This is a genomic window from Pseudogemmobacter faecipullorum (genome assembly GCF_020539525.1).
GTDB lineage: Bacteria > Pseudomonadota > Alphaproteobacteria > Rhodobacterales > Rhodobacteraceae > Pseudogemmobacter > Pseudogemmobacter faecipullorum.
Map to the genome: position 1 here is coordinate 138,566 of NZ_JACDXX010000004.1, position 21,442 is coordinate 160,007.

A 21,442-nucleotide genomic window follows, 5' to 3' on the forward strand; every position below is an offset into this window, starting at 1 on the left:
CGGCCCCCTCGCTTTCGGCCCTCAGCCCGGAATGCCGCCGTCACAATCATCGCCGGCTTCTTCCAGCAGGCGGTCGAAATCCGGCACCAGGATCTGGCGTTTGCCTTCCAGCAAAATCACCCCGTCGCGTTTCAGCGCCGAGATCTGGCGGCTGACGGTTTCCAGGGTCAGGCCCAGATAATCGGCCATTTCCTCGCGCGTCAGCGGCAGGTCAACCATCAGCTTGCCCGAGGCACGGCGCAGGTTCAGCGAGGCATCGCGGCGCGCGATAATCGCCAGCAGCGAGGCGATCTTCTCGCGCGCGGTCTTGCGCCCGAGCAGCAGCATCCATTCCCGCGCCGCATCCAGCTCATCGAGCGTCATTTCCAGCAGGCGCTGCGCCACATGCGGTGTGGTCGCCATCATCTCTTCGAAAGGTTTGCGACGGAAGCAGCACATAACCAGATCGGTGGCCGCCGTCACATCATAACCGGCGATCATCCGGCCTGGCCGCCCGACGAAATCCGAGGGCAGCAGCAGTCCGACCATCTGGCGGCGTCCGTCCTCCATGGTCTGGGTCAGAGTGGCGATCCCGGTCACCACCGAGGCGACGAAATCCATCCGGTCGCCGGACCAGACCACCGGCTGACCGGCTTCAAAGCGGCGATAATATTTCAGATTCTCGAGGGCGGTCAGCTCCTCGTTATCGCAGCGGGCGCAGACGGCGCGATGTCGGATCGGGCATTCACCGCATTGCAGATGCAAAGGGTTTTTTTCAGCTGAAGAAAGGGCGGGCGAAAGACCAGAAGCCTCGGCCATGATTTTTCCACCGTTGATCTGCGTCAAGGAAGCTTGCGTCTTTGCAGCTTAGGGTAGATGCATGCAAATCAATGTGCAACTCAGCAGACTCGGGCTATTTGACGCAAGAGTGCCGCGCTACACCTCTTACCCGACCGCTCCGCATTTTTCGGCGGCCGTCGGGGCTGATGATCTCACCGGCTGGATCCGCGCCGTCAGGCCCGGTTCACAGATCTCGCTCTATCTGCATGTGCCCTTCTGCCGGCGCCTGTGCTGGTTCTGCGCCTGCCGCACCCAGGGGACCAGCAGCGAGGATCCGGTGATTGCCTATGCCGAGACCCTGCGTCGTGAAATTGATCATCTGGTCCGCTATCTGCCTGAGGGCGTGACACTTTCCCGGCTGCACTGGGGCGGCGGAACGCCGACTTTGCTGCCCCCCGATCAGATCCGCAGCATTGCCGGTTCCATCGCCAGGGTGCTGCCCATGGCCCCGGGCGGCGAGTTTTCGGTCGAGATCGACCCCAATGAGGCCGATCCGGCGCGCCTTGATGCTTTGGCCGGGGCGGGTATGAACCGGGCCTCAATCGGGGTGCAGGATTTCGATCCCGAGATCCAGACCGCAATCGGCCGCGATCAGAGCTATGAGCTGACCCTGCGCATTGCCGAGGGGCTGCGCGCGCGCGGCATCACCTCGCTGAACTGCGATATTCTCTATGGCCTGCCGCATCAGACCCGTGAGCGGATCAGCGATTCTGTGCAGAAGCTGCTGTCGCTCTCGCCGGACCGGGTGGCGCTTTATGGCTATGCCCATGTCCCCTGGATGAGCCGGCGCCAGCAGCTGATCCCTTCGGACAGCCTGCCGACGCCCGAGGAACGCCTCGCTCTGTTCGAGACCGCGCGCCAGCTTTTTGCGGCGGATGGCTATGATCAGATCGGTATCGACCATTTCGCTCTGCCCACTGACGGGCTGGCGCGGGCGGCGAAGGCGGGCCAGCTGCGGCGTAATTTCCAGGGCTATACCGATGACCAGGCCGAAGTGCTGATCGGCATCGGCGCCTCCTCTATCTCGCGTTTCCCCCAGGGCTATGCCCAGAATGCGCCCGCCACCGCTTCCCATACCAAAGCAATCCGCGCCGGGCGGTTCTCGGTGGCAAAGGGCCATGTTTTCACGGCGGAAGACCGGCTGCGCGGCCGGATTATCGAGGCGCTGATGTGCGACTTCCGGGTCTCGCGCGAGGCGCTGGTGCAGGAGACCGGGGCTGCACCAGGCCAGATCGACAGTCTCTTTGCCGGGGTGGTGGCGCAGTTTGAGGATATGCTGCTGCTGCAGGAGGGGGTGCTGACGATCCCTGAACGGGCGCGGCCGCTGACCCGGATCATCGCCCGGGCTTTTGACAGCTATGACAGCGCCGGGGCCGGGGCCAGGCATTCGGCGGCGGTTTAACCCGCCAGCAGCCGGTTGACCAAAGCCAGCTGGGCGGGCAGACAGACCCGCTTCAGATCATACTGCCTGAGGACATCCGCCCGGGCCTGTTCGCGCAAAGGCGCGTATTGCCCGGGGTTTTCCAGGCAGATGGCCAGCTGGCGCGCCCAGGCCTGCTGGTCAAAGAAATCGACCAGCAGCCCGTTCTCGCCATGGCGGATCAGTTCTGCAACCGGGGCGGTGCGCGAGGCAACGACCAGCGCGCCCGCCGCCATGGCCTCGACCATCGACCAGGAGAGGACGAAAGGATAGGTCAGATAGGCATGCACCCGCGAAATCTGCAGCAGTTTCAGATAATCGCTATAGGGCAGCTTGCCGGTGAAATGCACACGGGCCAGATCGATCCGGTCGCGCACCTCGCGCAGAAAATGCTCTTTCCAGCCCTTTGCCCCGGGCGGGGCAGCGCCATAGCTGACCTCATCCCCGCCGACGATCACCACCCGCGCAGCGGGGCGCAGCGCCATCAGCTCAGGCAGCATCCGCATGAAGATGTGATAGCCGCGGTAGGGTTCGAGATTGCGGTTCACGAAGGTCAGCACCTCATCCCCCGCCGCCAGATCGGTGCCATCGGGCAGGCGCAGCCGCGCCGATGGCACGGGGCGGACCAGATCGGTATCGACGCCGTCAAAGATCACCTCGATACGCTGGCGCAGCGCCGGCGGATGGGTCGAGGCCTGCCAGTATGTGGGCGAAAGGCCCATATCGGCATGCAGCAAGGCCTGGCCCAGATGCGCGGCGCGGCCCTGGGCGATCATCACCTGGTCAAAACTGGCGGGGCTGAATTCCGGGTCAAAGCCCACATCCATGCCGGTGCCGCGATAGTAAAACTCGGAATAGACCAGCAGTTTTGCCCCGGGCCAGACCTCTTTGAGAAACAAGGTCTCGCCCCAGCCGGAATGGCCGATGATCAGATCGGGGATATAGCCCTCACGCTGGCGCAGCTGCAAAGCGGCGCGCGCCACCGCCACGCCCCGGTCAGACATGGTGGTGTAATTGCGGCCAAGCCGCGTTGCCGCCGGGTCAACCGGCTGGGGCTGAAAGCGGTAGCGCCAGGCGGGAATGCTGCTCTGGCGCTGATTTGCCCCATCGGTCAGGGCATTGACCTGATGTCCCTGCCGCATCAGCTCCGGGGCCAGATGCGGAAACTGGCCCGGGAAATTCTGATGGACGAACAGGATTTTCAAACCGGCGCGCCCTCCTCTGCGGCCAGCTGCAGATCGCCAAAGGCGGCTTTCATCAGCGCCCGGGTGTAATCGGTGGCGGGGCTGGTGAAGATCTGCCCGGTCGTGCCTGCCTCCACCACATCACCGGCGCGCATCACCATCACCTGATGCGACATGGCGCGGATGACGCGCAGATCGTGGCTGATGAAGAGATAGGCGAGGCCATATTTGCGCTGCAGATCGCGCAGCAGCTCAACAATCTGCACCTGAACCGTCATATCCAGCGCCGAGGTCGGCTCGTCGAGCACCACAAGTTTCGGGCGCAGGATCATGGCGCGGGCAATGGCGATGCGCTGGCGCTGCCCGCCTGAAAACTCATGCGGATAGCGGGTCATCATCGCCGGATCGAGCCCGACCTCGCGCATGATCTCTGCCACCATCTCCTCGCGGTTCCGGCCCGGCTCAACCCCATGCACGCCCAGGCCTTCGGCGATGATCTGCCCGGCGGTCATGCGCGGCGAGAGGCTGCCGAAAGGGTCCTGGAACACGATCTGCAGATCGCGGCGCAGATCGCGCAGGGCAGAACCGGCCAGGCCTGAAATCTTTTGGCCCATAAACACCACCGGCCCTTCTGAGCCGATCAGCCGCATCAGTGCCAGCGCCAGCGTGGTCTTGCCCGAGCCGCTTTCGCCGACAACCCCCAGAGTCTCGCCGGCGCGGATCGACAGGCTGGCGTCATTCACGGCCTTCACATGGCCGGTGACGCGTTTGAAAAAACCTTTGGTGATCGGGAACCAGACCTTCAGATGTTCAGCGCTGAGCACGACTGGCGCGCTTTCGGGCACCGGATCAGGAATGCCCCGCGCCTCGGCCGCCAGCAGCTTTTGCGTATAGGGATGCTGTGGATTGCCAAAGACCTCTTCGGCTGTGCCCTGTTCGACGATCACCCCGCCCTGCATGACGCAGACCCGGTCGGCGATGCGGCGCACAATGTTGAGATCATGGGTGATGAACAGCAGGCTGAGGCCTTCGGATTTTTTCAGATCGGCCAGCAGCTCAAGGATCTGGGCCTGGATCGTCACATCCAGCGCCGTGGTCGGCTCATCGGCGATCAGCAGTTCCGGGCCATTGGCCAGCGCCATGGCGATCATCACCCGCTGGCGCTGCCCGCCCGAAAGCTGATGCGGCCAGGCGCTGAGGCGGCTTTCGGGATCTCTGATGCCGACCTTGGTCAAAAGATCAATCACCCGCGCCCGGGCTTTTGCGCCGCGCAGCCCCTGATGCAGCTCGAGGCTTTCGGTGATCTGGCGCTCAATCGTATGCAGCGGGTTCAGCGAGGTCATCGGCTCCTGGAAGATGAAGCTGATGTCATCACCGCGCATCCGGCGCAGCTCACGTTCGGGCAAAGTGGCAATATCCCGGCCCTGCCAGAGGATCTGCCCGCCCACCGTGGCATTATCGGCCAGCAGTTTCAGCGTCGAAAGCGCGGTGACGGACTTGCCCGAGCCGCTTTCACCGACCAGGGCGACGGTCTCGCCCCGGTTCACGCTGAAGGACACGCCTTTCACGGCTTCGATCTGCCGCCCGTCCTGCGCGAAGCTGACCGTCAGATTTTTTACATCCAGCAGGGTCATCTGAAGGTTTTCCTCGGGTCGAATGCGTCACGGATGCCCTCGAAGATAAAGATCAGCAGGGTCAGCATGATGGCGAAGGTGAAAAAGGCGACAAAGGCCAGATGCGGGGCCTGAAGATTGCCCTGGGCCTGACGCGACAGCTGGCCCAGCGAAGGCGCCGAGGCCGGAAGGCCAAAGCCGAGGTAATCAAGCATGGCCAGCGAGCCGATGGTGCCGGTGACGATGAAGGGCAGCATGGTCAGGGTGGCGACCATGGCATTGGGCAGCATATGGCGCAGGATGATCTGCAGATCGGGCACGCCAAGCGCTTTGGCCGCGCGGATATATTCGAAATTCCGCGCCCGCAGAAACTCGGCCCGCACCACGCCCACCAGCGCGGTCCAGCCAAACAGCACCATCAGGAAGACCATCAGCCAGAAGCTTTTCGCCCAGACTGCGGTCAGAATGATGATGACATAGATCGAGGGGATCGAGCCCCAGAGTTCGATCACGCGCTGGAAGATCAGATCGGTGCGGCCGCCGAAATAGCCCTGGACCGCGCCTGCCGCGACGCCGATCACCGCATTCAGCGCGGTGACGATCAGCGCGAAAGTGACCGAGAGGCGAAAGCCATAGATCACCCGCGCCAGCACATCGCGTGAGGCCTCATCGGTGCCGAGCCAGTTCTGTGCCGAGGGCGGGGCCGCCGCCGTGCCGCCGGTATTGACGATGGTGTTATAGCGGTAAGGGATCAGCGGCCAGATCAGCGCGCCTTTCTCGACTGGCTGACCAAGGGCGGTGCCCTTTTCCCTCACCTCGGTGATGATCGCCTCGGGCTCTTCCCAGCATTGCCGGTTGCCGCCCGAGAGGATCAGACACTGCACCTCGGGCAGCGAGTAATTCGCCCCGGTGCGCAGATCGCCGCCAAAGGCGGTTTCGGGATAGAATTTCGCTACCGGGAAATGCCAGGAGCCCTGATAGCGCACCGCCAGCGGGCGGTCATTGGCGATCAGCTCGGCGCCCAGCGTCAGCAGATAGATCACAGCAAACAGGATCAGCGACCAGAAGGCCCGCTTATTGGCTTTGAAATTGCGCCAGCGGCGCTGGTTCAGCGGCGACAATGGCATCAGCTCGCCCTCTTCTCAAAATCAATGCGCGGATCAATCAGCACATACATCAGATCGGAAATAATCCCGACGACGAGGCCGATCAGGCCAAAGGCGAACAGCGTGCCGAACATCACCGCGTAATCACGCTCAATCGCGGCGCGGTAGCCCAGCAGGCCAAGGCCATCGAGGGTGAAGATCATCTCGATGATCAGCGATGAGCCAAAGAAGACGCCGAGGAACAGCGCCGGGAAACCGGCAATGACGATCAGCATGGCATTGCGGAACACATGGCCATAAAGCACCCGGCTTTCCGACAGGCCTTTGGCCCGCGCCGTCATCACATATTGCTTGCGGATCTCATCGAGGAACGAGTTTTTGGTCAGCAGCGTCAGCGTGGCAAAGCTGGCGATCAGCTGCGCCGTGACCGGCAGAGCAATATGCCAGAGGTAATCGGTGATCTTGCTCCACCAGCTCAGGCTCTCCCAGTTTTCCGAGGTCAGGCCGCGCAGGGGGAAGATCTGCCAGTAGCTGCCCCCGGCGAACAGCACCATCAGCAGGATCGCGAACAGGAAGCCTGGGATGGCATAGGCGGCGATGATCACCCCCGAGGTCCAGGTGTCAAAGCGCGAGCCGTCTTTTACCGCCTTGCGGATGCCGAGCGGGATCGAAATCAGATAGGCCAGCAGCGTTGACCACAGGCCAAGCGTGATCGAGACCGGCATTTTTTCCAGCACCAGGTCAAAGACCGAGATCTTGCGGAAATAGCTCTCGCCCAGATCGAACTGGGCATAGTTCCACATCATAATGCCGAACCGCTCCCAGAAGGGGATCATCTCTTTTTCGCAGGCCTCATTTTTCAGGCTGGGCGTGCCGGTAAAGCCCTCGGCGCAGAGGATGCGGGCAAAGCCGAACTGCACCTCAAGCTGGGCGCGAAACTCGGGCGAGAGGCCGCGCGCGCCGGTATAGCCATCGCCTGAACCATCCCCGAGCCCGGCATCAGAGGTCGAGCCACCGATCGCGGCGATGGAATCGCCCGAGCCTGCCAGCCGCGCCTCGATCTGCTCAAGCGGGCCGCCGGGGACGACATTGGTTAAGGCAAAGTTGATCAGCATGATCCCGAACAGGGTCGGGATCACCAGGAGCAACCGTCGAAGAATATATGCGCCCAAAACCCTGTCCTCTTACTGCAAAGCCCGGCGGACCCTGAAGGCTGCGGCCTTTTCGGCATTGATCCACCACCAGCTCAGCTCTCCGGTGCCATAGGGCGGCAGCCTGGCGGGGTGTTCATACATATCGTAATAGGCCACGCGGGCCTTGCGGGAAAACCACATCGGCACCCGGAAGCGCTCGGCCCTGAGCACGCGGTCCAGGGCATGGGTGGCGATGGTCATCTCCTCGCGGCTGGCGGCGGCGAGGGTGATCTCAATCATCCGGTCCACCGCCGGGCTTTTCAGCCCCGCGATGTTAAACACTGAAATATCGGCGGTTTCCGAGCCGAAATACTGCTTCAGCTCAGAGCTGGGCACATAGCTGGTCGGGGTGAAGCTGCCGGTCACGTCGAAATCATAATCCGGATTGCGGGTCCGCACCTCATATTGCGCGGAATCGATCGAATTCAGCCAGGCATCGATGCCAAGCGAGCGCAGATTTTCGACATAGGGGGCGATGATACGCTCAAAAGACGGGTTGTCGTCGAGAAACTCAAGGCGCAGCAATTCGCCCTGCGCATTGCGCCGGAAACCGTCCTCGGCGCCCGGCACCTCGGCCCTGGCCCAGAGGAAAAAGCCACCGCTCAGCAGCAAAAGCGCCAGCGTACTGAGCTGGCGGCGCCCCTCAAAGCGCGGACCCATCACCAGCCCGCCGCCGATCAGCCCCAGCCCCAGCGCCGCGGTCAGGGCAAAACCCAGCGCCATGCGCGGCCCGGGTGGCTGCGGCCTGACCTGCCAGCCGGCCTCATCCAGTAAGGCGGCAGCCCGGATCCGGTTGGTGCGGTCGATCTGACGGTCGGCCGAAGAGACGGGCTGATGGAAAGGCGGATCGGTCAGGATCGTTGCCGGCAGCAGCCCGTCATCGACGAGCGGCTGCAGCAGGGCACGTTCCTGCGGCCCGGGCGGCCCTTCGGCGGCCAGCCACGAGTTCTCCCAGAATGAATCGATCCGGTTATAGGCGCCGTAGAACAGCGCCCGGTTCGACCATTCGAAATTGAACATCAGCCCGACCGCCTCGCGCACCCGCGCATCCTGCCAGGCCGGGCGGCGCAGGTTGAACACCCAGGACTGACCATTGGCCTTGGTGCCCAGTTCCAGCTCTTCGAGCCGGATCAGCCCGTTCTGTACCGCAGGGAAAGTGTAGTTCTGCGCCCATTGCCGGGCCACATTCTCCTGACGGAAAGTATAGATCCCGCCTTTGAAGGCCTCAAAGGCGGTATTGGCTTCGGCGAAATATTCGTAGCGGATCACATCGTAATTATTCATGCCCCGGCCAAAGGGCAGGTCCTGGGCCCAGTAATCGGGGTTACGCAGGTAGCGGATCGAGGTTGCGCCCGAGACCGGCTGCGGCACATAGGGGCCGCTGCCGAGGAAAGGCGTCATCGAGCTTTCGGCCAGATCCAGATCATTGGCGAGATAATGTGCCTTTGACAGCACCGGCAGCCCGCCTGCCATTTCCGGCAGATCGCGGGTCGGCACGCCTTCGGCAAAGCTGAACTTTACCCGATAGGGGCCAAGGGCCTCGGCCCCGGTGAACAGCTGCCCCAGAACCTGGCGGAAATCAGACAAGCCTTTGTCGCGCAGGATCTCATATGAGAAAATCACATCATCGGCGGTCAGCGGCGTGCCGTCGGAAAAACGGATATCCTCGCGCAGATTGAAGATCACCCAGGAGCGGTCCGCCGGATATTCCAGCGTCGTGCACATAAAGCAGTAGGAAACGCCAATTTCATCTGCAGTGCCGGTCAGGATGGTCTCCAGCATCGAGCTGGAGCCCTGGGCGGCGCGGCCCTGCACCGAATAGGGGTTCATCGAATCGAACCCGGCGAGCACGGCGGGCAGGCTGATCTCGCCGCCCTTTGGCGCATCAGGGTTCACATAGGGCAGATGGGGGAAATCGGCAGCCAGTGCGAGCGGATCGCCGTTGAAGGTGGTGATGCCATGCGAAATGGTGATCTGATCCGCCGTCTCCGCCGCTTCATCCGGCGCGCTGGCTTCGGGATTGTCCTGGGCTTGCAGCGCCGAAGCCAGCAGCCCAGCGAGGCCGAGGCCTGCCGTCAGGGCGAGGCTGCTCCAGAGGCCTGGCGCTAGGCCCCGGCCTTCCGGCTGTGCCGCTGCGATCCGGCCCCCATTCGCACCAGGCTGTGCCTTCATCCGATCCCCCGGTCCCCGTATCCTGCTCCGGCTATTGCTAAGGCCCCGCAGGTCCGGGGAAAAGCCGCGTTTGCGTGAGCTTGCCCTCTGGCCAAGAAAAAAGCCACGCCCGAGGGCATGGCTTTTGAAATTCAGAGCCTGAAAGGCGTCAGCTTATTGCTGGGTCGCGAGGAAAGCGATCAGATTGGCGCGGTCTTCGGGCTTGGGCAGACCAGCGAAGGACATTTTGGTGTTCGAGGCAAAGCCTTTCGGGGCTTTGAGGAAAGTGTCCAGGTGCTCCGGGGTCCAGGTGCTGTCGGCATGTTCGGCCATCGAGGTCGAATAGGCGAAACCTGCGGCGCTTGCGATCGCGCGATCGACGATGCCGTTCAGGTGCGGACCGGTGACATCCTTGCCATCGAGCTTGTGGCAGGCTTTGCACTTGCCGAAGACTTTCTCGCCAGCGGCCGCATCGGCCGAAGCATAGATGGTGGCGAAGTCAGCCTCAGCTGCGCCAGCTTCCTCAGCGCCGCCTGCGGCTGCGCCGGTATCAATCGCGTAGGCCTGGACAGGCTCCTCGCCATGATGACCCGCATTCGGGTCGGTGCTGTACAGCGAAGTGGCGGCCCATTTGCCCAACAACAGCACGAGAAGTGCAGAGCAGACAGCAGCGGTCGCCTTGGTCATCGTCATCGTGTCGAACATGTCGAGCGCATCCCTTGGTCGTCTTGCAAGGGGTATTAGCCGCTTCCCAGGGTACGTTGCAAGGTGTAGACGCGCGACCAATCGTCTCTGACGACGTTCAGACACAGATTTTTCAGGAGATTGACCCATGTCCGGCCCGATCGCTTTCCAGGGAGAACCTGGTGCCTATTCCCACCAGGCCTGCGCCGAGGCCCGTCCGGGCATGGAAATTCTGCCCTGCACCACCTTCCAGGAGGTTGTTGATGCAGTGAAATCCGGCGAGGCTGAGCTTGGCATGCTGGCGGTCGAAAACTCGACCTATGGCCGTGTTGCCGATGTGCACAGCCTTTTGCCGAAATCAGGTCTGCATATTATTGATGAGGCCTTTGTGCGGGTGCATGTGAACCTGCTGGGGGTGAAGGGCGCCAGGCTGGAGGATGTGCGCGAGGCGCATGGCCATGTGGTGATTCTGCCGCAATGCGCGGGCTTCCTGAAGCAGCATGGCATTCGCGGTGTGGTGAGCTCGGATAATGCCAAAGCCGCGCGCGAGGCCGCCGAGGCGAATAATACGGCCCGGGGCGCACTGGCGAGTGAGCTCGCCGCCGGGATCTATGGCCTCGAGGTGCTCGGCCGCCATATCGAGGATCAGGGCAATAACACCACCCGTTTTCTGGTGATGAGCCGTGAGCCCGATCACAGCCGGCGTTCAGAGAATATGATCACCTCTTTCACCTTCCAGGTCCGCAATATCCCGGCTGCGCTTTATAAAGCTCTGGGCGGCTTCGCCACCAATGGGGTGAACATGACCAAGCTGGAAAGCTATATGGTCGGCGGTCGGTTCATCGCGACGGCCTTCTATGCCGAGGTGGATGGTCACCCCGGGGATCCGGCGCTGGCGCGGGCGCTGGAGGAGCTGAATTTCTTCACCACCGAGCTGAATATTCTGGGGGTCTATCCTTCGGCCCGTACCCGCGGCTGAGGCATTGCACCGGCACGGGGCGCGGTTCAGCGCCCGGAGCTGCGCCAGTTTTCGGTGATCTGCCGGGCCAGCTTTTCGCCGATACTGTCATATTTGCGCTGCGTCCGCCCTTTGGCGAGGCGCAGCGTCTGGATCACGAGGCGGGCTGCCAGGGTTCGGGGTTTCACATCCGAGACCAGCGAGAGCCGGGTGCGATTGGCCGAGAGCGCCAGCAGTTCGAGACGCGCGCCGCCTGCCAGGCTCGGGCTGTCGATGCCGAAATCCAGCCGCTCCCGCGGCTCAAGGCCGGTGAGGGTGACCAGGGCTTTGCGCAGCTTGCCGCGAAAGCGGAACTCGAGCTGCCATCCCCTCCCTTCCTGCAGGCCATCATGGCTGCCGCGGTGCTCAATATGCGCGCCGCGCCGCGCTGCCAGCAGCTCAAACTGTCTGAAATCGGTCAGATATTGCCAGACAAAGGCGATCGGAACCTCAATATCATGCCGGGTGTTCAGTTTCATGGGCGCGGGCTCAGCCTGTCTTCAGCGTTAATCTGGTCCTCTCTGGCGAGAGGATGCGGCGGTTTCATGGCAAGAGCGGGTCAATGGCAAGAGGCAACAGGAGAGAGAGCACCCCGCCGCCTGGCAGGGGGTTCAGAGCCGCCCGGCCAGCCAGCCGCTGAGCAGAAAGCGGGCAATCGCCCCCTGGCGCGGCGGCCGCACCACCGGATGGGTGCCTGCCAGCACATCGACCAGCTCTTCACGGCTCAGCCAGAGCGCATCCTCCAGCTCGGCCGGATCCAGGGTGATCGCCTCGCTCTCGGCCTCGGCATGACAGCCGAGCATCAGCGAGGCGGGGAAAGGCCAGGGCTGGCTGGCGATATAGCGCACCGGACCGCAGAGCACCCCGGTCTCTTCATGCACCTCGCGGCGCACTGCCGCCTCCATCGTCTCGCCCGGCTCGATGAAGCCGGCGAGGGTGGAATACATGCCCTCGGGCCAGCCGGGGCTGCGGCCCAGCAGCAGGTGATTGCCACGCGTGACCAGCATGATCACCACCGGATCGGTGCGCGGGAAATGCATTGCCTTGCAGGAAGCGCATTTACGGTGCCATCCGGCGCCGCCGGACTGCGTTTCACGGCCACAGCGCGCGCAGAAAGCATGGCCATTATGCCATTCGGTCAGTGCGCGGGCGGTGGCCGCAAGCTCGGCCTCATCCGGGCAGAGGGCCGACATGATGCGGCGCAGTTCGGTGAACTGCCTGCCTTGCGGCGCACGCGGATGCGGTTGCAGCCCGGCGTCAAACACCCCGGCATCCGGGATGCCCTCTTCTGGGGTGAAATCGGGGATCCGCACCGCGAAGACGCCCTTGCCCTGCCACAGGCCCAGAAACACCGGCTCGCTCGCGCCTTCCAGCAGCGGATGGCCCTGGGGCAGCCAGCCGAGGCTGCTGTCATCGGCCAGAATCAGGCCGCGCATCAGCGGCAGGATCAGCCCTTCGGCCAGCAAAGCGGCCAGAGCGGCGGGATCACTGCGCAAGGCATGGGCGCGGTCGCGCCCGGTGCCGCTGAAGCTCAGTTCATTCATCAGCTGCCCGTCCTGTCTCATCGTCATCCCCTTCAGGCCCCGGCCGGTCCGCAGGCCCTTTTTCCGTGCCATATCTGAAGCCTGTGGCCCGGCAACCGCAAGGGCTGATCGGATTTTCCGCTCAAAGCAGGGGGCTTGTGAAGGCTTTGCGCGCGTGACAACCTGGAGTTGCGCAGTCGGGCGCAGGCGGCAGTACGGGGTCGGGCGTCACTATGGTAACCCGTTCATGTCGGAACAGATGACAGAGCCGGATCATCCCGGCGGGCGGGACGCTCCGGAGGGGGCAGGCTTAGGCATGGCCGAAATTCCGGGTCTGGCGCAGCTGCGGCTGATCGCCACCACAGACCTGCATGGTCAGCTGCTGTCCTATGATTATTTTGCCAATCGCAACATCTTTGGCAGCGGCCTGGCACAGATCGCCTGTCTGATTGCGGCAGCGCGGGCCGGGGCAGGTCAGTCGCTGCTGCTCGATAATGGTGACTTTCTGCAGGGCACTGCCCTGGTCGAGCCACTGCCTGCCGGGCGCCGCAACCGGCCCGGCATCAATCCCGCCATCGCTGCCTTTAACATATTGGGCTATGATGCGGTTGCCCTTGGTAATCATGAATTCGATTTCGGGCTGGACCATCTCGGCGCGGCGCTGACGGGGGCGGGGTTTCCGCTGCTCTGTGCCAATCTGGCGCTGAAGCTGGGTGAGACACCGCTGCAGGATCTGAATGTGGTGGCGCCCTATGCGCTGCTGCGCCGCAAGCTGACCACTGCCAGCGGCGAGGCCTGGCCGGTCAGCATTGGCATCCTTGGCCTGACCCCGCCCGAGACGGTGCAGTGGAACCAGCGCTCTCTCGCAAACCGCCTGGAGGCACGGCCGATGGAAGAGGCGGCCCGGGCTTTTGTGCCGCTGATGCGCCAGCAGGGTGCAGATCTGGTGATCTGTCTCGCCCATACCGGCGTGCCGCAGCCGGGTCATCCGCCGCATTGCGAGGCCATGGCGGGCAGGATTGCGGCGATCGACGGGGTGGATGCGGTGATTGCCGGACATACCCATCTGATCTCGCCCGTGCCGGGGCAGCGGAGCAGGGGCGGGGTTGCCTATGGCCATATCGGCGGCAAGCCGGTGGTGCAGCCGGGCCAGCAAGGCAATGCGCTGGGGCTGATTGATCTCTGGCTGCGGCCCGAGGCGGGGCGCTGGCAGCTGGCCAGAAGCGAAGTGCAGGTGATCGAAGCGCCCGAGGCGGTCGCCGCCCGGCCTGCCCGGGCGCTGCGTCTCGCCGCCGCGCCGCTGCGTCAGGCGCTGGCTGCAGATCACCGGGCCGCCTTGTCCTCGATGCGGATCGCCATCGGGGAAAGTAAGATCCCGCTGCACAGCTGGTTCGCCCTTGCCGCCCCCTCTGCGGCCCTGCGCCTCGTCGCGGCGGCGAAGATCGGTCATGTCCGCTCACGTCTGGCGGAAAAGGGCCTGCTGAATGCGCCGGTCATTGCCATTGTGAATGCCTTTCGCTGCGGCGGGCGCGGCGGGCCGAGGAATTATACCAATATTGCTGCCGGCCCGCTGAGCATGCGCAATGTCTGTGACATCTATCCTTTCGCCAATACCGTGACGGCGGAGGAAATCACCGGGCTCGAGCTTTTGCTGCGGCTGGAGCGCGGTCAGGCGCATTACCGGCGCCTCATGCCCGGGCGCGCCGATCAGCCGCTGACCGATGACTCGGTGCCTGGCTTCAGCCTGCCGATGGCAATGGGGGTCAGCTATCAGATCGATCTCAGCCGCCCGGCGCTCAGCGGACCGGGGGCCGGGCCGGTCAGCGCCGCGGCGCTGATGGCGGGCGAGGGCCGCATTCGCGGGCTCAGCTACCAGGGGCGCCGCATCAGGCCAGAAGACCACTTTATCCTCGCGGGGAATTCCTATCGCACAGAGCATACTCCCGGCGGCCCCTCGCGTCGTCTGCTCGATGAGGGGAGGCGCTGCAGCGATGTGATCGCCGCCTATATCCGTGCCGGTGGCCCGATCGGCGGCGAGGAGGAGGCCTGGTCCTTCCTGCCTCTGCCCGGCACTTCGGTGCTGTTTGAGAGCGGCCCGGGAGCGCTGGGCCATCTGGAGGCGGTCGCACATCTGCGCCCGGAATCGCTGGGCCTGACCGATACCGGCTTTTACCGCTTTCGCCTGCATCTGTGATCAGGCACTCTCAGCCAGGAAAGCAGAGTGGTGTAAGGCAGGGACGACCATGTATGAAGCGGTGTTTTTTGATCTCGACGGCACTCTGATCGATACCGAGACCCTGGCTCTGCGCTCAAACCGGCTGGTGTTCGAGGCGCATGGCCATGAGGTTGATGAGGCCTTCCTGCATTCGATGATTGGCAAGGATCTGCCAACGATGAACGCAGTGCTGCGCCGGGTCATGCCCGAGCTTGATCTGGAGCGCTTCGCTGAGGAGGCAACGACCGCCTTCCTGCATGAGATGGAGCGCGGGCTGGAGCTGAAGCCAGGGGTGCGCCAGCTGCTGAACCATCTGCCCCTGCCGAAGGTGGTGGTCACCTCTTCGGGGCGCGCCAGTGCGCATCACAAGATCAGCCTGACCGGCATTGCCGATGCCTTTGTCGATGTGATCAGCGTCGATGATGTGACGCGGGCCAAGCCCGCGCCGGAACCCTATCTGCTGGCGGCAGAACGGCTGGGCGTGAATCCGAAACGCTGCCTCGTGTTTGAGGATAGTGAAATCGGCGCCGAGGCAGGCCACCGCGCCGGCTGCACCGTGGTCCAGGTAGAGGATGTGCTGAAACCCTCGGGGCGCTGGGCGCATCATGTGGCAAAGGATCTGCTGTCGGGCGCGCGTATGGCGGGCCTGATGGCCTGACAGCCTGGTCGGGCCGCCCGGGTTTCGGGACCGGGATGCCCCAGATCCGGCTCAGGCCTCTTGCACTGGCCGCGGCGGCAATTTATATGCGGGGGTGAGAGGCTGGCGCGGGCAAGCGCCTCGCCAACCCGGTCAGGTCCGGAAGGAAGCAGCCGTAACGAGTCCCGCATGGGTCGTTGTCCGGTCTCTCACCTTTTCCCTAAAGCTTTTGTCCGGCGCGCGCGCCTTTGCTCAGCCGGTCTGTATCCGGCCCGGGCGCCGCGGACCTTATGCTCGCCAGCGCGCCGCCATGCTCAGGAGGTATTTCTTCCTCTGGCAATGGGCCGGGAACAGGTCGCTGAATACGTCGGACCAGGGCGCCACGGGCTGCATGACGGTGTGAGGCTGAGCCAGGATCCCTGCCCTGGCCTGCGCTCCCAGCCGCAGCAGGAACAGGTCGCGTTCCGCAACAGGGCCGGAAAGCGCATATTCAGGCTATTGTCCGGCTCTGGCAGGCAATGGCTGGCAGGCCCCGGTCCGGATGTGCGGCGTATATTTTGCCTTAAAGAATCCGGTTCCATTCCGGCAGCGCGATTTCCGGCGGGCGCAGCAGCACCCGGTTGCGCCCGGCCTCACGCGCCCGCGACAGCATTTCGCTGACCTGGGCCATCAGATCCGCCGGATCACAGGGCGGGATCACATGGACAAGCCCGCCGCCGCTGATCGTCAGCACGGGAGAGGTGGGCGAGGCCTCATGCGGGATGGCCGCCCCGGCAACGGTTTCAGCAACCCGGGTCAGCATGGCGTCGAAATCGCCCTTGCCGCTCAGCACTAGCACGAATTTTTCCCCATCATAGCGTGCGGCAATATCGCCGCTGCGGCGGGCGGTATTTTGCAGGATCAGCGCCACCTGGCGCAGCGCCTCATCCCCGGCACTGTGACCGTAATGCTCATTATAGAGTTTGAAATGGTCGATATCGAACAGAGCAATGGCGAGTTCCTCATCGCGGCGGCAGGGCCGGGCGAGGCGGGCGGCCAGATCGAGGTCAAAGCTGCGCCGGCTGGTCAGGCCGGTCAGGCCGTCGCGGCTGGAAATTTCGGTCAGGGCACGCTGCTGCGAGGTCAGCTTCAGATGCGTCATCACCCGGGCCCGCAGCAGGGCCGGGCGGACTGGCTTGTGCACGAAATCCGAGGCGCCCAGCAGCAGCGCGCGCTCTTCATCCGCATCAAGAGACAGGGCGGTGATGCAGATCACCGCGAGATCCTCCAGCCCTTCGGTGGCGCGGATCCGTGTGATCACCTCAAATCCATCCATTTCCGGCATAAAGAGATCGAGCAGCACCAGGTCCACGGCCTCGCGTGCCAGAATCTCAAAGGCAGTCAGACCGTCGCGGGCCATCAGCACCCGGCAGTCATCCTGCAGCAGCTCAGCCAGCATAGTGCGGCTGATCCGGTCGTTATCAACAACAAGAATGGTCGGGAGGGCAGAGGCTGTCAGCATAGATTACGGTTCTTCCGATTGGCCGGGGGAGAGGGGCTGATCGCCAGGCGCGGCAAGTGCCTGGCGCAGGGTCTCCAGTTGTCTGGTGGCTGCGGTGAGGTCGAGGTCTTCGAAGAGAGTGAGGATCTGGCGGGCCTGCTCACCGCCGGCCGGGGCGGTGAGGCCTTCTGCCAGCTGCTGCAGCAGGGCCCGCGCAGCGAAATCACCGGCTTTTACCAGCGGCAGAGCCTCTGCCACCAGGGCCAGCGCCGCCGAGGCTGAGAGGCTTTCGCCAGCTTCCGCCTGGCGCGGGGGGGTGAGAGTGCCGATCAGCTGGTTCAGCGCCGCGAGACAGTCGCGCATCAGCGTGATCATCTCGGGCCCGGTAGCGGTGACGGTGGCCTGGTCGCCCGCCCGGGCTGCTTCCTCGATCAGCCCGGCATGGCTGTAAAGCCGCTGCGTTTCGATATATCCCACCACACCGCGCACCCGATGGGCATATTCGGCGATTTCCCCGAGCCTGCCCTCGCGCAGCAGCGCCGCATAACGGCTGTCCATTGTACCGAAATCGCGGAGGAAGCCGGTCAGGAAGCGCAAGAGCCGTTCATCCGATCCGCCAAAGCGACGCAGGAGCCGGTCAGGGTCGCATTCGGGGGGCATCGGGGACTCCGGTAGTGGACTGCTCTCTGTGCCCGCTGAGGTCTGCGCTGCGACAGTTTGATCCGGTATAGCGCGCGGTGGCATCAAGGCACAGAGCATGCGATAGAGTTGCTGCTCATCTACCGGCTTGCTCAGATGCGCCGACATACCCGCCGCAAGGCTGGCCTCCTGATCCTCGGTCCGGGCCTGCGCGGTCAGCGCGATCACCGGCAGATCCTGCCATTCCGGGCGTCTGCGGATTTCGGCAATGGCCTCCAGCCCGTTCATCACCGGCATATGCACATCCATCAGCACCACATCAAAGTGACGCGCCTCCATCCGCTGAATGGCCTCCTGTCCGTCTTCGGCGGTGGTGACGAACATGCCGGCCAGCTCAAGAAATTCGCTCGCAACCTCGCGGTTCAGGGCATTGTCATCGACCACCAGCACGCTGCGCCCGGCCAGGATGCTGCGCAGGGCATGGTTCTGGCTGATCTGCTGCACCGGCAGCTGGCCGGTGGTGAGCATGGGGCGGTCCGCCGGAGACAGCGAGAGAATATCCAGAACGGTGTTAAACACCATCGAGCGGGTGACCGGCTTGAGCAGCACAGCCTGCAAACCGATGCGTTCGGCCTCAGCCAGGGCCAGCTGATGGCCATAGGCGGTCACCATCAGCACAGCGGGCATATTCACCAGCCGCACATCCTCGCGGATATGCCGGGCCAGCTGCAGCCCGTCCATTCCGGGCATGCGCCAGTCCGAGAGCACGATATCAAAGGGCTCTTGCTGCAGATCGGCGCGGCGCAACAGCCGCAGGGCCTCGGCCCCCCCGGCGGCGCGCACCGCCGTCATGCCAAAATCCTCGACCATTTCCGCAAGCGCATTGCGGGCGGTTTCATTATCATCGACCACCAGCACCCGGCGATGGCGCAGCTCTGCTGACAGCAGGATGCCCCGGTTCGGCGTGCTGTCGCCGGAGACCTGACCCAGACGCACGGTAAAGGTGAAAATGCTGCCCTCGCCCGGGGTGCTGCTCACCTCGATTGCGCCGCCCATCATCTCGACAATCCGGCGTGAAATGGCGAGGCCAAGGCCGGTGCCACCGTAGCGCCGGGCGGTATCGGCCCCGGCCTGCGAGAAGGGGTGGAACGCATTTTCCAGCACCTCCGGGCTCATGCCAATGCCGGTGTCGCGCACGGTAAATTTCAGATTCTGCCTGCCTTCCTCGGTGGCGGGCAGGGCGCAGACGCTGACGGCGACATCGCCGGAGCGGGTGAATTTCACCGCATTGCCGACCAGATTGGTCAGCACCTGGGTCAGGCGCAGCGAATCGCCCCGCCAGCAGGAGGCGGTTCCCGGGGCGATGCTGAAGGTCAGCTCCAGCCCCTTTTCCTCGGCCTTCAATGCGGTCACGGAAGAGACAGTATCGAGCACATTCTCGATCCGGAAGGTGCTGTCCTCAAGCAGCAGCCCGCCCGCCTCAATCTTGGAGAAATCGAGGATGTCGTTGATAATGCCCAGCAGCACATTGGCCGAACCGTTGATTTTCTCCAGATAGGTGCGCTGTTTCGGATCAAGCGGGGTCTGCAGTGCCAGCCGGGTCATGCCGATCACTGAGTTCATCGGCGTGCGGATCTCATGGCTCATCGTGGCCAGAAAGTCGCTCTTGGCCCGTTCAGCGGCCTCGGCTTTGTCTTTGGCGCGGCGCAGCTCCTCGCGGGTTTCATAGGCCTGGGTGACATCGAGAATGATCCCGTCCCAGAGTCTGCCGTTCTCACCGGCACGCGGTGCCGAGCGGATCTGCAGCCAGCGCTGCCTGTGATCGCGGTGATGGGTCATGCGGAACACGGCCTCAAAGCTGGTGAGGCTGCGCGAAGCAGTATTTGACCCCTCGAGATAGCCAGGCAGATCCTCAGGATGAATCGTCCCGGCCAGCAGATTGGGGTTGCGCAGCAGCGCCTCGGGCGGGAGGCCGATCAGGGGCTCGATCCCGGCGCTGATATAGGACAGGTAATGGCTGCGCATCTCCGTGGCGACCGGCTGATCGGTTTCAGCCCGCGGTCTGGAAGACAGCTGATAGAGCGCCCCGTTCGGCAGGCTGTCCGCAATGGCCGCCATCTGCGCCCGGGCGGCCTCGCGCTCGCTGACATCCTGAACTGTGCCGGTGACCGCGGTAACATGCCCCTGCGCATCATGGATCGCCCTTCCCCGGATTTCGGCATGAAATGACGAACCATCGGGGCGCAGATGGCGCACATCGACTTTATAGGGCTCGCCGGTCGCGATGCAGCGCTCAATCGCGGCGCCGACGCTGGCGAAATCCGCCTCCGGCATCATACGGCTCAGATCCTCGAGGGTCAGCGGGCGGCCGTCGCTGACGCCGTTCATCTCGGCCATGGTGCGGGAATAGGTGAAAACGCCGGTGTCAAGCTGCAAGGCCCAGGATCCGATTCTGGCCAGATTTTCGGCCCGCTCCATTCCCTCGACGCTTTCGCGGGCGGTTTTTTCGGCGGCGCGGCTTTCCTCGAGCAGGCCGCGCAGCTTCTGATCGGCCCGGGTCAGGCTGCGCCGCAGCGTTTCAAATTCCCGGATCCGGCTGGGCGGAACCGCGAAAGCCTCCTGCGACTGCGACACGCCGCCATCGGTCTGGATCATCCGGGAGCGCTGCACGAGATTATTGATCGGAGAAAGCATCCGCTGCGCCAGCGCCAGCGCCAGCAGCACCCCCGCGCCGATGGTTGCCCCGGAGGCGATCAGCATCGATAAAATCGGGTTCTGCCAGCGGGATGCGAAGACGGCGGAGGGTTCGCCGACCATCGCGGCCCAGCCAGGGGTGCCGGGGATCAGCTGGAAGGCAAAGGTCACCAGCCCGCCCTCAACCGTCCGGGCCTCAAACATGCCGGTATCGGAGTTCAGCGCGAGCAGGCTTTCCCAGTCCGCAACTTCGGTGCCGGTGATCTCCTCCTCATCACCGCGCGAGCGGCTGAGAATGCGGCCCTGACCATCCACGATGGCCAGCAGAGCATGTGACGAGTCATCAGCCTGCAGCGTCACCGAGCGGATCAGGGCCTGGGGCTGGCCGGAAAAGAGCGAAACATTGATCCCTGCGGTCATATTCCCGGCGTCGCGGCGCTCGGGATGGGCAATCGCAATACGGTACCCCTCTCCGTCAGCTGTGGGCATGATCAGATTTGAGACCTGCAGCCTGCCGCTGCGGGCGGCGCGGGTGACCAGTTCGGCCAGGGCGGGTTCAAGGCCGGGCGGGGCGGGATAGCCGCGCAGCGGGTCGGGGGTGACGACGAAAGCCGAATAGCTCAGCAGGCCCTGATGTGCCTCCCCGGCCCCGGTCATCTGTTCGATCTCATGCAGCAGCCTGCCGGTGGCCTGGATCTCGGTCACTGTGGATTGCGACAGGATATGGGCTGATTCCAGCAGGCTCTGGGTCGAACGTTCCCGGAAAGAATTGCTGGCATTCAGCAGCGCTATCGCCATCACCGTCAGCGCCGGCAGCAGCACCAGCAGGAGTAGCCCGAGCAAAGCGGTGCGCAGCGAAGGGTAGAGGATCGGCTTCAGAACTGCGTTCACGATCTGCGCTCCGCCGGTGTTCCTCGGGCGAAACTGCGCCCCGTGTCATCACAAGTAGCAGGATTACAGGTATAAGTATTGAGTCCATAATCAAAAGGGAAAAATACCCCTTTGACACAATCCTGGGATGAATTGCGGGCCTGCCCCCTTTTATGCCCGTGAACGGACAGGAAAGGGGGCAAAGCCCGTTGCCCGA

15 protein-coding genes and 1 other RNA gene are annotated in these 21,442 nt (G+C 63.8%); 5 read left to right on the forward strand and 11 right to left on the reverse strand.

All coding sequences use genetic code 11. The annotated features are described in order from the left end of the window. Positions 1-21: 21 nt before the first annotated feature. A complete protein-coding gene (gene fnrL, locus H0485_RS05850; protein ID WP_226934576.1) occupies positions 22-798 on the reverse strand; it encodes a transcriptional regulator FnrL in 777 nt (258 codons plus the stop codon). Between the two features lie 61 nt (positions 799-859). On the opposite strand from fnrL, the gene hemN reads away from it, so the two are divergent. Further along, positions 860-2,221 (forward strand): oxygen-independent coproporphyrinogen III oxidase, encoded by a 1,362-nt coding sequence (gene hemN, locus H0485_RS05855; RefSeq protein WP_226934429.1) that lies wholly within the window; start codon positions 860-862, stop codon positions 2,219-2,221. Here hemN and H0485_RS05860 read toward each other — a convergent pair. From H0485_RS05860 to H0485_RS05885, 6 genes are all read right to left on the reverse strand, one after another. Next, complete coding sequence (locus H0485_RS05860; protein WP_226934430.1) at positions 2,218-3,444, reverse strand: glycosyltransferase family 4 protein; 1,227 nt, start codon at positions 3,442-3,444, stop codon at positions 2,218-2,220. The genes hemN and H0485_RS05860 overlap by 4 nt on opposite strands. Then, positions 3,441-5,057, reverse strand: coding sequence for an ABC transporter ATP-binding protein (locus H0485_RS05865; RefSeq protein ID WP_226934431.1), 1,617 nt, complete (start codon positions 5,055-5,057; stop codon positions 3,441-3,443). Before H0485_RS05865 ends, H0485_RS05860 begins: the two co-directional genes overlap by 4 nt. Beyond that, entirely contained in the window at positions 5,054-6,163 is a 1,110-nt protein-coding gene (locus H0485_RS05870; RefSeq protein WP_226934432.1) for an ABC transporter permease, read from the reverse strand. Before H0485_RS05870 ends, H0485_RS05865 begins: the two co-directional genes overlap by 4 nt. Then, positions 6,163-7,314, reverse strand: coding sequence for a microcin C ABC transporter permease YejB (locus H0485_RS05875; protein ID WP_226934433.1), 1,152 nt, complete (start codon positions 7,312-7,314; stop codon positions 6,163-6,165). The genes H0485_RS05870 and H0485_RS05875 overlap by 1 nt, the downstream gene beginning before the upstream one ends. 12 nt (positions 7,315-7,326) lie before the next feature. Then, positions 7,327-9,507, reverse strand: a complete 2,181-nt coding sequence (locus tag H0485_RS05880; protein ID WP_226934434.1) for an extracellular solute-binding protein — start codon at positions 9,505-9,507, stop codon at positions 7,327-7,329. Positions 9,508-9,660: 153 nt separating this feature from the next. Further along, the gene (locus tag H0485_RS05885; protein ID WP_226934435.1) at positions 9,661-10,191 is read right to left on the reverse strand and encodes a c-type cytochrome; all 531 of its coding nucleotides are present in this window, start codon (positions 10,189-10,191) and stop codon (positions 9,661-9,663) included. 127 nt (positions 10,192-10,318) lie between these two features. Here H0485_RS05885 and H0485_RS05890 point away from each other — a divergent pair, with 127 nt between their 5' ends. After that, entirely contained in the window at positions 10,319-11,149 is an 831-nt protein-coding gene (locus tag H0485_RS05890; protein ID WP_226934436.1) for a prephenate dehydratase, read from the forward strand. 26 nt (positions 11,150-11,175) lie between these two features. On the opposite strand, the gene H0485_RS05895 is transcribed toward H0485_RS05890, so the two are convergent. Then, positions 11,176-11,646, reverse strand: coding sequence for an SRPBCC family protein (locus H0485_RS05895; protein ID WP_226934437.1), 471 nt, complete (start codon positions 11,644-11,646; stop codon positions 11,176-11,178). 132 nt (positions 11,647-11,778) lie between these two features. After that, positions 11,779-12,732 (reverse strand): NAD(+) diphosphatase, encoded by a 954-nt coding sequence (gene nudC, locus H0485_RS05900; protein ID WP_226934438.1) that lies wholly within the window; start codon positions 12,730-12,732, stop codon positions 11,779-11,781. A 274-nt stretch (positions 12,733-13,006) separates the two neighbouring features. Between nudC and H0485_RS05905 the strand changes: the two genes are divergently transcribed. The 3 genes from H0485_RS05905 to ffs all read left to right on the forward strand — a co-directional run bounded on the left by H0485_RS05905 (position 13,007) and on the right by ffs (position 15,757). Next, positions 13,007-14,884 carry a 5'-nucleotidase C-terminal domain-containing protein gene (locus tag H0485_RS05905; RefSeq protein ID WP_226934439.1) on the forward strand — a complete coding sequence of 626 codons (1,878 nt, stop codon included), beginning with the start codon at positions 13,007-13,009 and terminating at the stop codon, positions 14,882-14,884. A gap of 49 nt (positions 14,885-14,933) precedes the next feature. Continuing rightward, positions 14,934-15,563: an HAD family hydrolase gene (locus tag H0485_RS05910; RefSeq protein ID WP_226934440.1), complete on the forward strand. Its 630-nt coding sequence runs from the start codon at positions 14,934-14,936 to the stop codon at positions 15,561-15,563. A gap of 95 nt (positions 15,564-15,658) precedes the next feature. Beyond that, positions 15,659-15,757, forward strand: an RNA gene (gene ffs, locus H0485_RS05915) — signal recognition particle sRNA small type. A gap of 347 nt (positions 15,758-16,104) precedes the next feature. Here ffs and H0485_RS05920 read toward each other — a convergent pair. Both H0485_RS05920 and H0485_RS05925 read right to left on the reverse strand, forming a co-directional pair. Further along, positions 16,105-17,043, reverse strand: a complete 939-nt coding sequence (locus H0485_RS05920) for a diguanylate cyclase domain-containing protein (RefSeq protein WP_226934441.1) — start codon at positions 17,041-17,043, stop codon at positions 16,105-16,107. 3 nt (positions 17,044-17,046) lie between these two features. Next, entirely contained in the window at positions 17,047-21,246 is a 4,200-nt protein-coding gene (locus H0485_RS05925; RefSeq protein WP_226934442.1) for a response regulator, read from the reverse strand. Positions 21,247-21,442: the final 196 nt, after the last annotated feature.